The sequence below is a fragment of the Undibacterium sp. Ji83W genome (genome assembly GCF_049340385.1).
Lineage (GTDB): Bacteria > Pseudomonadota > Gammaproteobacteria > Burkholderiales > Burkholderiaceae_D > Undibacterium.
Genome location: NZ_JBMPOZ010000039.1, coordinates 1 through 14,156, shown reverse-complemented (window position 1 = coordinate 14,156; position 14,156 = coordinate 1). Strand labels below are relative to the sequence as shown.

10 protein-coding genes are annotated in these 14,156 nt (G+C 46.1%); 4 read left to right on the top strand and 6 right to left on the bottom strand.

All coding sequences use genetic code 11. The features are described 5' to 3' along the window. Positions 1 to 703 precede the first annotated feature (703 nt). Both ACO0LD_RS30870 and ACO0LD_RS30865 read right to left on the bottom strand, forming a co-directional pair. On the bottom strand, positions 704 to 1,363 hold the full coding sequence (locus ACO0LD_RS30870; RefSeq protein WP_423013221.1) for a hydrolase: 660 nt from the start codon (positions 1,361 to 1,363) through the stop codon (positions 704 to 706). A gap of 285 nt (positions 1,364 to 1,648) precedes the next feature. Further along, entirely contained in the window at positions 1,649 to 2,401 is a 753-nt protein-coding gene (locus tag ACO0LD_RS30865; protein ID WP_423013219.1) for a pirin family protein, read from the bottom strand. A 543-nt stretch (positions 2,402 to 2,944) separates the two neighbouring features. Here ACO0LD_RS30865 and ACO0LD_RS30860 point away from each other — a divergent pair. Beyond that, on the top strand, positions 2,945 to 3,889 hold the full coding sequence (locus ACO0LD_RS30860) for a LysR family transcriptional regulator (RefSeq protein ID WP_423013216.1): 945 nt from the start codon (positions 2,945 to 2,947) through the stop codon (positions 3,887 to 3,889). 336 nt (positions 3,890 to 4,225) lie between these two features. Here the strand turns inward: ACO0LD_RS30860 and ACO0LD_RS30855 are convergent, their stop codons facing one another. From ACO0LD_RS30855 to ACO0LD_RS30845, 3 genes are read right to left on the bottom strand one after another with little or no spacing between them, the layout of a single operon-like run. After that, positions 4,226 to 5,338 carry a hypothetical protein gene (locus ACO0LD_RS30855; RefSeq protein WP_423013214.1) on the bottom strand — a complete coding sequence of 371 codons (1,113 nt, stop codon included), beginning with the start codon at positions 5,336 to 5,338 and terminating at the stop codon, positions 4,226 to 4,228. A gap of 10 nt (positions 5,339 to 5,348) precedes the next feature. Continuing rightward, positions 5,349 to 6,476: a hypothetical protein gene (locus tag ACO0LD_RS30850; protein ID WP_423013212.1), complete on the bottom strand. Its 1,128-nt coding sequence runs from the start codon at positions 6,474 to 6,476 to the stop codon at positions 5,349 to 5,351. Positions 6,477 to 6,534: 58 nt separating this feature from the next. Continuing rightward, complete coding sequence (locus ACO0LD_RS30845) at positions 6,535 to 7,185, bottom strand: NBR1-Ig-like domain-containing protein (RefSeq protein ID WP_423013210.1); 651 nt, start codon at positions 7,183 to 7,185, stop codon at positions 6,535 to 6,537. A 655-nt stretch (positions 7,186 to 7,840) separates the two neighbouring features. Between ACO0LD_RS30845 and ACO0LD_RS30840 the strand changes: the two genes are divergently transcribed. The 3 genes from ACO0LD_RS30840 to ACO0LD_RS30830 all read left to right on the top strand — a co-directional run bounded on the left by ACO0LD_RS30840 (position 7,841) and on the right by ACO0LD_RS30830 (position 13,110). Continuing rightward, on the top strand, positions 7,841 to 9,199 hold the full coding sequence (locus ACO0LD_RS30840) for an MBL fold metallo-hydrolase (protein ID WP_423013208.1): 1,359 nt from the start codon (positions 7,841 to 7,843) through the stop codon (positions 9,197 to 9,199). A 111-nt stretch (positions 9,200 to 9,310) separates the two neighbouring features. Further along, positions 9,311 to 10,072, top strand: a complete 762-nt coding sequence (locus ACO0LD_RS30835) for a M15 family metallopeptidase (RefSeq protein ID WP_423013206.1) — start codon at positions 9,311 to 9,313, stop codon at positions 10,070 to 10,072. A gap of 263 nt (positions 10,073 to 10,335) precedes the next feature. Further along, positions 10,336 to 13,110 carry an alpha/beta fold hydrolase gene (locus ACO0LD_RS30830; protein ID WP_423013204.1) on the top strand — a complete coding sequence of 925 codons (2,775 nt, stop codon included), beginning with the start codon at positions 10,336 to 10,338 and terminating at the stop codon, positions 13,108 to 13,110. Positions 13,111 to 13,267: 157 nt separating this feature from the next. Here the strand turns inward: ACO0LD_RS30830 and ACO0LD_RS30825 are convergent, their stop codons facing one another. Further along, on the bottom strand, positions 13,268 to 13,834 hold the full coding sequence (locus tag ACO0LD_RS30825) for a hypothetical protein (RefSeq protein WP_423013202.1): 567 nt from the start codon (positions 13,832 to 13,834) through the stop codon (positions 13,268 to 13,270). Positions 13,835 to 14,156: the final 322 nt, after the last annotated feature.

Sequence of the window (14,156 nt, the reverse complement as noted above, 5' to 3'; positions counted from 1 at the left end):
CAATTGAAGGCCTGCGGCGGGTGTTGCCGTTTTGGGGGTTTACATCAATACATATTGACGCATCCTATTATCATAGATGGCAAATTTCATAACGTCTGTGCGTTATCGCGCTTATAGAACATTTTTTTGAAGCAAAACTTGAGGTTGGCCCGAGAATCAATGAATTGACAACCTGCATTCGATTGGAGACTGCAGTCATTCGGGAATCAGCTTACTGCTTGACATCGGGTTGACGAATGAATCTTCATCCACTACCCGTACCTGCGAATTTGATTGAGTATTTCTTCCCACTCAATTCAGAATCGCAGACTGCAATCTTCTGATCATCACTGACTTTGCAACTTTTGTTCTTGATGTCCAGTTTATCGAACTTGGACAGATATAAAGCGCCGCCATCACGCTTCTGCTCTAGTGCCGCCGCCGAGGCCTGTTTTGGTGCAAATACTCACGTTATCAGTTGCATGTCGCCAAATTCCCGATTCATCACCGCCTAGCTGACTTCGACTTTAGGCAATCCAAGATAGACTAAAAGCTGATAACGTCCTCTCGGAAATAGATAAACACCAAACTCTTTCTAACGGTTTGAGCGGAAGTCAAGGTGAACTTCAAAAGTTCACTGAATTGTGAGCAATACGGTCACCGCCCGGAAGCTTCGCGATAGGCAAAAGTGGGGCGACGCCATGACGGCGTTGCCCCACACCACTCAAGCGTGGCTCTGCGAATTGAGCAACTGGTACTCCCATGCTGACGCAATTCCGGTGCCACCGCTGTGGTCGCCAGCCGCATCGTTGAGTGCTATCGCCGATTCGCCGCGCGCCCAATCTCGTTGCCATTCGCTGGCAACCGCAAGCCAGGTAATCGGCGTGACGCCCGCCTGTACCATCCGCATAACTGCCATGTCATGTGCCTCGCGGGACACGCCGCCCGAAGCATCGGTGACAGCAAATACTTCGTAGCCTTCACCAGCGGCTTGGATGGCTGGCATTGCCAAGCAGACTTCGGTCCAAAGCGCCGCGATCAGCAGCTTCTTCCTGCCGGTTTTCTCGACCATGTCCGTCACTCTGCTGTCTTGCCAGGTGTTGATGAAGGTGCGGTTGATAGGCTTCTGCTCGGGATACACTTCTTGAAGACCCTTGATGATGAAGCCACCGCGTTCTTCAACCACGGTGGTAAGAATGGTGGGTACGTTGAAGACTTTCGCGGCCTTAGCCAGGCCGACCACGTTGTTCACGATCAACGTAGTATCGTGGCTATGGGTGTTGGCGAATTGGAATGGCTGATGGTCGATCAGCAGGAGCACGCTGTTTTCGGGCGTCAGCAGCGCATCTAAGCCGCTATAGGTTCGGTTGGTAGAAGTATTCAAGGTAAGCTCCTTTTGGGTTGGTTGGAGGTGGTGGTTGCTCGACTGAAAAGCCCGTCGAGCGCGTTTAAAAACTCTGAGATCACTTATAGCGTTTCATCGAGGGAGGCAGAGCCTTTACGTGCATTACGATAGCTTGCATCTCTCGCCGTCGTCCTTCAAAGGATGTTCGCGGCTCTATCGGCGCTTTACTCCCGATTAAAGAGCGACCGTGAACGCGACGATCAACTTTGCCATCCGCTCGGCATTCGCCCGGCTGCTCGTTGAAGTAGCGGCACACGGCCCCACTCAAATGCGGCCCTCAGCTCGAAGTTGCCGACCGATGCGTGCGATGCCCGTTTCACCAACGCGCAGCGCTTCTTCGCTGGTATGCACGGAGTACATGCCTAAGAAGAGGCCGTGCGGGTGTCGAACAGCTGAACCCAGCACGAATATGCAATCGCTTCTTGCTCGAAAATTGATGCCTTCGTTCGATTCTTCGAACACGACCATCTCGCCTTCGGCAATGACGGACGCCACTTCGATCGATCCGGCACCGACAGCCGCCCACGCGAGCGATTGACCCGCTGGCGGCTCGAAGCGCCACACTTCACCGGCCTTCAGTTCGACAGCGAGGTACGTAGCATGAGTCAACGATTCAATTGAGCTTTGCGCTGTGCCATAGCGGCCCAACAGAACCCGGGCGGGGCCGATGCTCTGAAGCTCCTCTGGTGCAATGTATTGGCTTAGAGGTGGTGCATTTTCCAGCTCGGGAGGAAGCGCCAGCCAAAGTTGGAAGCCCTTAGCCAACTGGCCATCCAAAGGTCTGGCGTTGTGCCAGACGCCACTGCCAGCTTGCATCCACTCGACGCCTCCGGATCTCAGAATGCCCTGTTTTCCAGTCGTGTCTTCATAGATGGAATCACCACTCAAGGTGTAAGTCAGCGTGGCGATGCCTGAGTGAGGATGGATAGAAAAACCTTCGGTCCGCGCACCTCCAATGACGAAGAGATCCAGGAAGACAAACGGTTTAAGCGCTTCGCCCAGGTCTGAAGGGCTCATCAAACGCCGGATGGGGCCATGCTGTTTTCCAGCAGTGCGATGAGTTATTTTCCGCATATGAATTCTCGTTCTTGCATTAGGTTTTTTACGGGGAGAGCAAAGCTGAGAAACTTGCCTCGGGGCGTAACTGGTAGACCACTACGGTGCAGAGTCCGCCAAGAACCGACGCAGGTATTGGCGACCTTCCGATTGCAAATATATGAGACACAACTACGTTTAACATGGTGATGACCACGAGGCCCGTCCGTGGAACAAGCAGTACGTTCCATCAAAGCAGTGAGGTAGCGAAACCACTGACCGACGTCGATTTGCTCAAAAGTGTTGACAATTATTTCTACGCCTGTGATCTTTGCTACTCCGGCTGCGCCGAAGGTGAGCGCCAGAGCTCCACGTGCGCCCCAAATAGTGACGGAGAGCGTCTTTGATTTACCCATAAGATGTTCCGTTTCTTGAAAACTAATTGCTAAGGAGTTTATATGCGCAGGGCCAAGTTGATAAGCCGCCTAATGTGGACTGGCGGTCGTCCAAATTTGAGGGATTGCAATGGTTGATCTGAACCAAGTGGCGCTGTTCGTGCAGGTGGTCGAGGCAGGCAGCTTCGCCGAGGCTGCCCGCCGCCTGAACGTGCCTGCGAACACCCTCAGCCGACAGATCCAGCAGCTTGAAAGTCATCTCGGAATACGTCTGATGCAACGCTCGACACGCAAGCTCACGCTGACCGAAGCGGGGACAATTTTTCATGAGCGCTCTATCTCACAGGTAGAGCAACTTCTGGCAGTGGCTGAGCAAATGGGTCAAGGCAGCGCCATGCCGAGTGGAACGGTTCGAGTCGCCACAACGGCAGATTTTTTAGAGTTCTTTTCAGCAGATTGGATTGGCGAGTTTCTTCTTGCTTACCCCAACGTCAGGCTTGACTTGGTCATGAGCGACGCCCGGGCGGATGTGATTGGAGAAGGTATCGACGTGGCGTTCCGAGGCGGCGAGATGACCGATTCCAGCTTGGTTGCGCGAAAGTTGGGGAGTTTACCAGCCGCACTCGTGGCAAGTCCAAAGTACCTGTCCGAAAGGGGCGTTCCGGCTTCATTGGCAGATCTTACCAAACACGACTGCATCAAATCGGCCAAGCCTGGAAGCCGGACAACCTGGCGACTAGTTGGGCCTGAGGGGCCGGTGGAGGTGGCAGTTGCCGGACGGCTCGCTGCCGGTACTGCCCAATCGCAGTTGCGGGCCGTGGTCGCTGGGCTTGGTATCGGCATGCTGCCGACGATCATTTCTTGTCACGAGCTGCGAACTGGCCGTTTGATAGAAGTGCTGCCGCAGTATGGTGAGACCGGAATTAGCATATATGCCGTGTATCCAAGTCGAAAGCTGCTAGCAACAGCCGTCAGCGTATTCATCGACTTCGTCGAGCTCAAACTGAGGACTGAAGTTCTGCCCTTGATTGAGAGGGCTTCGACGGATAGGGCAGTTGCCTATTGGAAGCCTTGATCATGTGGTGTTGGAGCTCACAATTCCATTAGGGGAGATCGCCAGACGACTGGGCATCTCTCTTAACACTGTCCGGCGCTACAGTTTTCAGCAGTCCGTACCAAGGATGTAAACATTTTTCAGAAAAATTAACGGCTGTATTGATACATTGTAGTAAGTCGGACTTGACCAAACCATAGCATCCGATGAGTGGCTGCTTCCGCCGTCTTTCGGACGCCCTGATGTAGGCCGAACGTGTGAGGTCCAGGATCAAGTCCCACGGCAAGCGTAGGTAAAGCAAGAAATGTGAGTGCTACATGCTCGCAGAATATTGTGGAATAATGCAGATGACCAGCTTTAGTACTTTGGCGGAATCCACGGTATTCCATTCCGTTCGGCGATCGCGCGCGCGGACTCTCGATCTTCCGCGTTTTGAAGTAAGATAGTAGCCAAATTTAACTGTACCGAAGTTAATTTCTGACTATTTAAAAGCTCTTCGAGTCCGGTAAGGCGATTTCCATTTAATTGACGCTGTGCCCATTCGGTAGCAAGTGATGCACTGAATTCTGGAATAGACTTATCGGCATACTTCATGAGCATTGTTATCCACTGTTCACTTGGTTGCCCAAGAAGTACTTCCGACGCCGCAGCCTTTGCAGAGGATGAATTCTTAATTAAGTTAGATGTAGCTACCTTCCACTGAAAATCTATATCACCGAGTGAGATAAGTGAGCGTACCCGGTCAATGTCAGGTTCGTTCTCAATCATACGAGAAATACTCTCGGAAAGGTCTTTATCTTTGAGAATTCGATCTCGAAAATCAGAAAGAAATGGAGCGGGAATTGAATTGTTCGACGCAAATTCAATCATTAACTCAGTGTCTAACGGTGATAGAGCAGAGTTGAGTTTAATCTGGATTGCATTAATTTCCCCGTCAGTTAGGCTTGGTTGAAAGCCTAAAGCAATACAATTTCCCCAATAAGCGGCAAGCGCATTGGTGGATGACGGCTGAGACTGATTCAGCAGCCACCTAATAATTTGCACCGCTGTTTCTTCATCAGATTTTTTTGCCAGCACCATCCATGATTTCGGATTATATGGTAACTCTTCTGATGCCTGTAAAGCCGTGCCTGCATGAGTGAACAAATAGGTAGGGTCACGAGATATCAGGTAAGCCTCTAGCATGTAGTACATCTTCTGCGAGGACTGTTCAGATATTTCCGTCCCCGCAGTAACACGTCCCGATACTCTATCCAGATCCTCTTTAAATGCCGTCGGAACTCGATTTGGTTCGACGATCTCTGGATTTGGATACACGCCTGCCGATCGCCCCTCCCCAGTGAGCTCCCGTGGAATGACGTGCCAAAGCAACACGGCGGCTGCCGCGATGCCCAAGCCTGTAGGCGCAATGTCGGCAAATCTCATCGCACCCCAGCGCTGGACTATTAAGGTGTTGCAGAAGCGTCTCATTTTAATGATTCTAGTTCTCGTATGCCAGGTAATCGCCTGACGCGAAGATTTGTACTTCGCGACTGTGGCCAATCGTGCGTTGCCAAGGAATCTGGCCGTAAGGATTTGTTTTCCATTCACTACCCCAGTTGGCTTCGCTCAGCCGTGCAAAGGCATTTCCGGATGAGTCAAATTTAACTGAATTAGCGATAGCAGCATGATTTTTCGATTTCCAAATGATGTACATTCCGGGTCGTACATCGCGTTTCGCAGTTCCCATTGCAGAGTAGTTTTTAGGTTTTCCACCTCCGGCAATCACCATTCTGTCTGCGAATTCTTTGCACTGGGCTCGAATACCCAGATTGGAAAGCAGGCCGTTCCTCGTGACGGATGCAGGCACAAATGTTGTCGCAATCTGGACTACCAATTTGTCCCGTTCCGAATCTTCCCAACCATCCTTACGCACTAAAGCTGTTTTCATGTCTTTACGCAATTGAGTCGGAGCAGTTGCAGTGCCAAGATTGCGCGGCAATTTTGCCAGTCCGTAAATCTTCTGTGCATTTTCCAGCAATTTACCATCGACATTGTCGCTAAGTACATTGACATCTAATTCGGTTAGCCATGTTACAGAGCCGCCATCTGTGCGATCAATCCGAGATTGCGGAGAGTTGCTGTAACTCATTGCTTGTGTCACAACCTGTGAGCGCGACGATGTTGTAAAACTGCGCGTCACAGACCAGGCACCTTTACTGGTGTTGGTATAAGCGCGAACCTTCCAATAATAAGTGGCTGCCTCGAAATAGAAATTGTTTAAATTGGCCGCACTAGCCGTTAATCTCGCAGCCTTAACCGCTTTGCAACTACTGATTAAACAAGTCGAGTTCGCGTCATCGTAACCTGCAAAATTGGGACTTCTGCTGAGCACAAACTCGTATCCCGCTGCACCACTGACGCCACTCCAAGAAAATGGCTGCCGGTCACCTGTTTTCGTGAGATTGAAAAGCCAGTCACTTATCCCGTTTGAAGGCTCGTTTAATGTAGGCACTGCGAGTGCTGCATAGCTTAAATTAGTTGCAAAAGAAAACACTACAAATACTGGCACTGCGAAACGAGTCAGATTTGTGTGCAAAATTTGAGGTAAAAATTTGGCCTGGGTCATCAAAAATCTCCTTGAGAAATAGTGGTTTATTCGGCTGCTTAAATGAAAATAAAAATCGTTAGCCCTCAATCACATTCACGCAACACCTCAACCCATGCATTTCTGGAAAATATAGCTGACCTTCTTGATCGCTCATTTTCCAGTGAGAAACAACTAGCGCCGGTGAATTTGGCGCTTGAAATTCGACGGATAGTGCCACCGTCTTTCCGGGCAGTGTTTCTGGAATTGTTATCTCCGTATGTTTGGGGGTCAGTAAATAGTCAACCGGTACGAATTCGTTTCCAATTTTTTGATAGAGCGTATGGGTCTGATCTTGGCATACCAACTTCCTACCTAACCAGGCTGTTTCTCCCCCGTTGGCAATTTCCCAGGTCTTCGTAAATTGTTCGCCAATTTTGACCATGCTTCCATCTGGATAATTAACATCGCGTATGAAGCGACTATCATCTTTCTTAGCTCTGGTTTTCCAGCCATCGCGACTAGGGGCACAAGTACCTGCCAAAAATAGACTAACCAAACGCCATGGAAGCTCGTCTAAGGCATACGCTAAATTTGCCAGGGTCGTTAATTCTGGTGACTTGACCTCGGCATTAAAGATTTTTATCAAAGCATTGCGGCTGATATTGGTTCTACGTGCTAGTTCGGAATCGTTTATTCCTTTTTTTAAGGCTAGTTGTCTGAGGTAATTCGCGAGGTCAAGCATGCTCATTTTTTTCACCTATTAGCGCTAAGCAATAAGTCTAATTCCAGTAGCGACTCATAAAACACATGCAAGTATCAATGCCAGGAGGATCTCTAATTGCCTAGATTTTTAATTAATTTTACTTATAGAGGTGTAATCTATAGTTGTGGATTTCAATCTTTTTTCGTGAATATGTATTAGCGATCAAACAGGCGTTCTAAATAAAATTCCTATGGTGTCGCAGTACAAATTAAGGATAGTTGTCGCTGTTCAATCTTTCTGCCGAATACTAGACGACCTGATGTTCGACCACATCGCCCGCGCCCATCTCAATCAATGTTTCGAGAGTCAAGAAACTGTGCTCCTCCTTTAGATTTCTATGCAAACAAAGATTAATTCACAACCTACCCACGTGCCTTTTTAGTTTGGCTGACTATCAAACTACCTTTCTTACCATGAACTTGCATGGCATCAAAACGTACTTTGTTTCCGTGATGGAAATCAGTTGGGCTAATTTTGCAACGATTCTTATAAATTATCAAATAAGTTAGATTTATTTATAACTTGCACTGTAAATATCAGGATAGTATGCAAATTGTGATCGCGAAATTTCGGCTTATGTTTTGGTCGCATTGGACATCTCTAATTTGATTCAAGTAATCCTCTAAATACGGAAATTACTGTGACTAGATTTTTTGCATATTTCCAGCGGTCCATATATGGCTCGTGTTCATTTTGTAGAGCATCCATTTTTTTTGGGGCTCTTTTATTGATAATTGCTGCCAATCAATCATTTGCTGCGGATTGTTTAGTTCCAGCCGATGGAGCCAGCATCGTAACTTTGAGAGCGGCGCCGACTGCGAAAAGTGCTATTCGTGGCACCTTAAAGAGAAACGAACTTCTTCCATTGATTGCGTTGATGCCTGGCTGGTATGAAACTCGCTTATCAGATGGACAGATGGCATTTGCTGCCAAGCGATCAACTCAAATTGAAGTATGTCCATCAGAAGTAGGAGTAGTTCCCAGTGTTGCAGATTCCGAATATGAGCTACATGCTATTGATGTTGGGACTGGCCTTGCGGTGTTGGTGCGTGGACCTGACTTTACATTGTTATATGACGCTGGCAGCAATGATGATACTGCTCAAGGCGACGATAACCGTGTAGTTGCCTATCTTAATACACTGCAGCCGCCAATACAGAAAATTGATCACGTGATTCTAAGTCATCCCCATAGAGATCATGTTGAGTTGTTGCCTGATATCGTCACTCGGTATAGCCCAAGTGCGGTGTGGAACTCTGGGGCGTTCAACAATATTTGTGGATATCGTAATTTCCTATTCGCGATCGCAGCCAATCCATCCATCCAATATCACACTGCGACTCAGGATAGTGGCGCTGAATCAATAGAAATGACGGCAAAAAATTGTTATCGGAAAAAGCAGCCAGCACAAACATTGGTGCTCAATCACTCAAAGAAAATTTCCAATGAAACGATCAGTATTGGAAAAGATGCGTCAATGACTTTTCTTTTTGCTGACGGATCTCATAGATCAAGCCCCAACGAAAATAGTCTGGTCGTCAGACTTGACCTGGGGTCTCGGAGAGTCCTTTTGATGGGTGACGCAGAAGCCGGCGGTAGAAAATTACCAGCTACGTTGCCGAGTGATACCTCCATAGAAGGGAAACTTCTTGCATGCTGTGCAGCGGATGTTAAAGCCGATGTGCTTGTCGTTGGCCATCACAGTAGTAAAACATCTTCGCGCGTGAAATTCTTAGATGCGGTCAATGCCAAGACTTATATAGTCTCCGCTGGACCTACGAAATATGCAGGCATTGTTTTGCCTGATAGTGAAATCATCGCAGAACTGGAAAAACGTGGGCTTGTCTTACGTACAGACATAGAAGATGCTTCTTGCTTAATGTCACCTGACAAGGTTGGGCTTGATGCTGACGGCCAGCCGGGTGGATGTGACAATATCCTCGTGAAATTTCCTCGGAATAAAGCAATTTCAGCCGAATACAGAAGAATATCGGATTAGTGGCCTACATTATGGCTAATTATGCACTGTATGATTGGTGAGTTTTGTTCGCTGAATCTTAGTTTTCTGATGTTTGATATTGTTCTTGCTCGAAAATTGGATGAATAAGCCATGAAGCAAATAATCGATCTCAAAATAAGCACACCAGTTCCAGTTGTTATGGCTGCCAAGGGTGTCGACGACAAACGTGATGCATGGGATGCGTTTGAGCGCTATTCAAAGGTCATTTCTATTGCCCTGATTCCAGTGGTGTTGGCAGTTGGAGGATGGTTCATTCAAAAACAAATTCAGGATCAAAGCATCGCAAAAGATTATGTTCAACTTGCTGTCTCAATATTGAAAGAACCGGAGAGTGCAAAAATCTCTCCCGAGATTAGAAATTGGGCAGCGAGGTTGCTCAACGATAATTCCAAAACAAAGCTCTCCGACGAGGCACTATCGCAGCTATCTAAAGGGGTTATCGTCCTTCCTGGATATACTCCATCGTCACGACCGGTTGAAAGTTTGCAACCTGTAGTAGCAGTGCTTGCTCGAAAATTAATCGAGGCTGCAGCTGCGCAAGGTATCGAAGTAAAGATCATAAGAACCTTGGTAACAAGTGAAGAACAAAATGCCTTATACGCATCAGGAAGGACTGCTCCTGGCCCTATAATTACAAATGCCAAAGGTGGAAAAAGCAAGCATAATCTTGGCTTAGCGTTTGACGTTGCGCCTGTGGAAGAAGGTAAGACAGAAATTGATAACGTTGAGTTATATAAAAAACTCGGAGCAATCGGAAAAAACCTTGGACTTACGTGGGGAGGTGATTTTGCGTTCCCGGATTATCCCCATTTTGAGTATCGCGAAAAAGTTGAAGGCAATGTATCAAAATAACTGCTATTGAGATTGAATCGCGCGGCAGAATAAGCCATTCCTTAGTACTCAAAGGGCAGCTCATTCGAGACTTGATGTCATGGATGAAGGCACGCATTTCAATCAAAAAACGACAGTGAGTGCAATTGTCGCTTCATTGACCTCAAAGTTTTGAAGCATGTGAAGCTAGATGCGAATCGTTTTTTTAGGAAATGAGCCGCCTGAAATACCGAAAAGTCTAATCATATTAAGTTACGAAAGGTATGATTTTCATGACAAACAGGATGGTAGTACTCATTCACGGTTTAGGTAGCAACACAGAAAAAACATGGGACAAGTTCCCAATGCTACTGGCTGAAAATTCAGAGATCGCTAAACGCTATTCGACAATAACTTCGTTTTCTTATGAGACCAGCAAGACAGGTCAAACTTGTTCTCTAACGACAATCTCGACAGAGTTTGCGAATTGGCTTCAAGCAGAAGTCCAAAAGTCTCATATTGATGAGATCGTATTCGTTACGCATAGCCAAGGTGGGCTCCTTGCGCGTAGGTATTTGTGTAATGAATTGATTAAAAAATCAAATTTAGCCACCCACACTCCTATCTTTCGTCTGCTCACCTTTGCAACACCTCACTGGGGAGCTTATTCTGAAAATGCCTCGTCGTTTCTTCCTGATTCATGGCAGCAGCAGAAAAATTTGGCGTATGACTCGGAATTTATTCTTTCACTCAATAAGGACTGGGCGATCACGGATGCAGAGTATATTGTGCGAGTCAAGCGTGTAGCTGGGGGCGATGACAAAATTGTGCCTGAATTCAGCTCAACTGGTGCCAATTACAATCACGACTATGTCGTTATACCAGGTCATGGTCATGTTGGTTTTGTAAAAATTAGTGATACGTCACATCCGGCTTTTGAAATAGCGAAGGAGTTTCTATTAGAAGAAACTTCTGAGCAACCTTTGCTGGTAAATCCAGATAGAACCCCCCCTGTGCTTTCCTGCGGGCGTGTTAAAAATGATCAAATTCAAGGTAACGCGCGTTTCCTATACGTCAACCGTTATATTCCCCTTCTAGGGCGCGACGATGAGAAAACGCAGTTAGAGAAGTTTCTGTTTTCACCAGCAGAAGATAATGTGGTGTGGATGTTTGTAAAAGGTCAAGGTGGCATCGGCAAAAGCCGACTCGCACTAGAGCTGTGCATGTCTATCTACACTGACTGGCATGCAGGATTCTTAGATCGTTACGCTGATACTCCTGATTGGGCACGCTGGCAGCCGTATTTGCCAACTCTACTGGTGATTGACAACGCGATCACTGACATTGCTAAGCTTAGCCGATTGCTGCAGGGTCTTTGCAACCGAGATGAGGAGAGGCGACTAAGGCGGCCCGTCCGGATTCTACTTTTGGATCGCCCTCACCAGGAAGATAAGCTACAGGTAGCTTTTGGCCACGACCCTATTGCAACTCGAGTAAAAGAGTGCCGTGCTCCAGATATAGATATCAACAAAACTGCTGATCCCTGGGGCATTATCGAGCATTTCATGTTTCGAATGCATAAGCCGATTCCTGAGAAAGTCAAAATAATTGATCAGTTGACTCGTATCGACCCTGAAAAAAGGCCTCTTTTTGCTATGCTACTTGCTGATGCAATTGGTCAAAATGAAAAAGTAGAGACACTCACACAGAAGGTATTACTCGAAAATGTGATCAGGGAAGATCGCGAAAAATATTGGCGTCCAGCAGCTAAGGAACATGGAGTATCACTTGCAAAAATGGAGAGATTATTGACTGTCGCAACTCTAGTTAATGGTCTAGCCGCAAACAACGTCGTTGATCCAATTGAGGAATGGGATCGTGATAGCGCGGGGCCAGTCTTTAAGATAATGTCTGGATACGATGAACAGTCGGACACAATCGCCCCTCTTATTCCAGATTTTCTCGGTGAGTGTTTTGCGCTCGAATCATTTAAATCATTCAATAAAGAAGAACTGAAGAAAATTCTCACGCTCGCTTGGCATCAATGGGGGCGCAATACATTTGCGTTTTTTAATCGGGTTGTGGACGACTTTCCAAATGACACGTACATTGATGATGCAATCGAGGCCGTTCTATTTGAGAACGTTGGAAAGGACGCTTGGTCAAATTGGGCGGTAAATTTGATAGCGAAAACTGGTTTTCAGCATTCCGCACGAGCTGAGCGTGCTTACGAAAAATTAGCCTTGCTTGCCGCAACACATCCATGGCTCATTCGCGAACTGGCTCAAGCATCATGCAATATGATTCGCATACTAGGTGTCGAAAAACTTGATGCAGCGATAAATATCTTCGAGGATTTGTGTAGGTTAGTCAGAAAACATTCCACTGAATTGGAAATCAGTGCCTTACCCAAGGATGCGCAATATAGTTCATTACCTTACTTTGCCCAGGCTGCCGAACGTCGAAAATTTGAGCTATGGCCTTATATCGGGAAAGCAGCAAAAAATCTGATGATCGCGTTTGTCTTAGCTAAGCAATCCTCAGCCGCAAAGAATGTTTACAAGGACCTGTGCTCGTTTTCAGCTGTGTACGCCGGGCAAGCAGAAGTCAGCTTGATCCAAGCATTAGCGGCGCGTGATCTGATCGGTATCCTTCATCATGTTATTGATCGAGTAATTATAATGCATGTCTTTAGGGAGCTGTGCATGCTTGCCGACAGGTCTCCCAGTCTTCCCTATATTAGATTCATACAAGTAGATGTTGCGCTCAATTACATATTTGCAAATGATGACGAGCCAGAAATCAGATTTATACAAGCCAAAGCGGCTGTTGATGCAATCCCTAACCTTGCCTATACTGACCCTGAGGCTGCAAAGACAATTTTCATAAATTTAACTGAAATGGCTCGTGCTTATCCAGACGAAGAGGATATCTATGTCTATCATCAACTTGGAATTATGAGCGTTACAAATCTATTCAGAACAATTGATCCTGCATTTGCGCTTGCAGTTTCTAACGAGTACGGAGAGTCGCATAAGGAGGTTATTTTTCATTATCTTTGTGGCAAAAGATCACCATAAATATATGACCCTAAATGCAGAAGCATTCAACAAATGATGACAAAGTAAGGAAAAATGCATAACACCGGATCAGTGCGACGGCCTAACTCATACTTAACCTTACATACGTCGTCCGACTGACGGTCAGCAATATCTTTCTTTTCAGACGTTTGCAAGTTTAATATTGAAGAATCATTTTTATGAATTTATTTCTATCTTCAAGTTTTATTACTTTATTGAAAATGCAATCAACAAACTGCCCATCTATTTGACCAATTTCGTTTTCCCAAGCGCAAATAACAAAACTATTTCTATGATTTTCATAAATCTCACAATGTAAATCCATAAAGAATTCAGAAAAATTTACGGGGCGAAAACACTCGGAGGGACGGCCGGACTCATGATGTTTTAATCTCTTGGTTGATCCATCATCGTTTCTATAAAAACTCTCTAGTCTTACCAAAATTTCTTCTTCTATATTTTTCAGCTCAACTTCAGAAATGTTATATTTGCACTTAAATGCACAAAACAAATAGTAGTCTGGATTGGCTGAACTATATGATCTCGACTGAAGGTCTCCCATCGTTAATCCTATTTTTACAAAATTGGGATCATCGGCATCACGCCCCAAATAGAGCCAACTATTTGTTGATTCAAAATTATTTTTTGTCTCCGTTTCAACGTGCGCCAACTTATAGTCATCGGAAATACCGAAATTATTGAGAAAAACTTTTTCTTTCTTCATGGCGAAAATTTAATTTAAACTACTCGAAAATTGATAACCAAATGCTTGAGGCCCTTGACTTCGTACACGCTCGTTAGTTCCGCTACACTTCTGTGAATACGTGAGCACACACATAAGCGCGTTCTCAGATAAACTTATTAGCTACGTTACCCTGATAAGTTCTTTCGCGACAGGTATTGTATATCTCAAAATTCAGCTAAGGAATGTCTGATTAAGTTCTAATTTTCTTCAATTTCAAAATCATGTTCAGGCAAAAGCATGAAATGCGTTGCAGGAACATGATGATCTTCATAAATTGGGGAACATCTCCCCCATCTGTATC

What these genes read in the sequence shown, in the direction of transcription:
- ACO0LD_RS30825 (WP_423013202.1), bottom strand. Translation starts at nt 13,834, where the DNA reads ATGAAGAAAGAAAAAGTTTTTCTCAATAATTTCGGTATTTCCGATGAC.
- ACO0LD_RS30860 (WP_423013216.1), top strand. Translation starts at nt 2,945, where the DNA reads ATGGTTGATCTGAACCAAGTGGCGCTGTTCGTGCAGGTGGTCGAGGCA.
- ACO0LD_RS30850 (WP_423013212.1), bottom strand. Translation starts at nt 6,476, where the DNA reads ATGACCCAGGCCAAATTTTTACCTCAAATTTTGCACACAAATCTGACT.
- ACO0LD_RS30830 (WP_423013204.1), top strand. Translation starts at nt 10,336, where the DNA reads ATGGTAGTACTCATTCACGGTTTAGGTAGCAACACAGAAAAAACATGG.
- ACO0LD_RS30835 (WP_423013206.1), top strand. Translation starts at nt 9,311, where the DNA reads ATGAAGCAAATAATCGATCTCAAAATAAGCACACCAGTTCCAGTTGTT.
- ACO0LD_RS30855 (WP_423013214.1), bottom strand. Translation starts at nt 5,338, where the DNA reads ATGAGACGCTTCTGCAACACCTTAATAGTCCAGCGCTGGGGTGCGATG.
- ACO0LD_RS30845 (WP_423013210.1), bottom strand. Translation starts at nt 7,185, where the DNA reads ATGAGCATGCTTGACCTCGCGAATTACCTCAGACAACTAGCCTTAAAA.
- ACO0LD_RS30865 (WP_423013219.1), bottom strand. Translation starts at nt 2,401, where the DNA reads ATGAGCCCTTCAGACCTGGGCGAAGCGCTTAAACCGTTTGTCTTCCTG.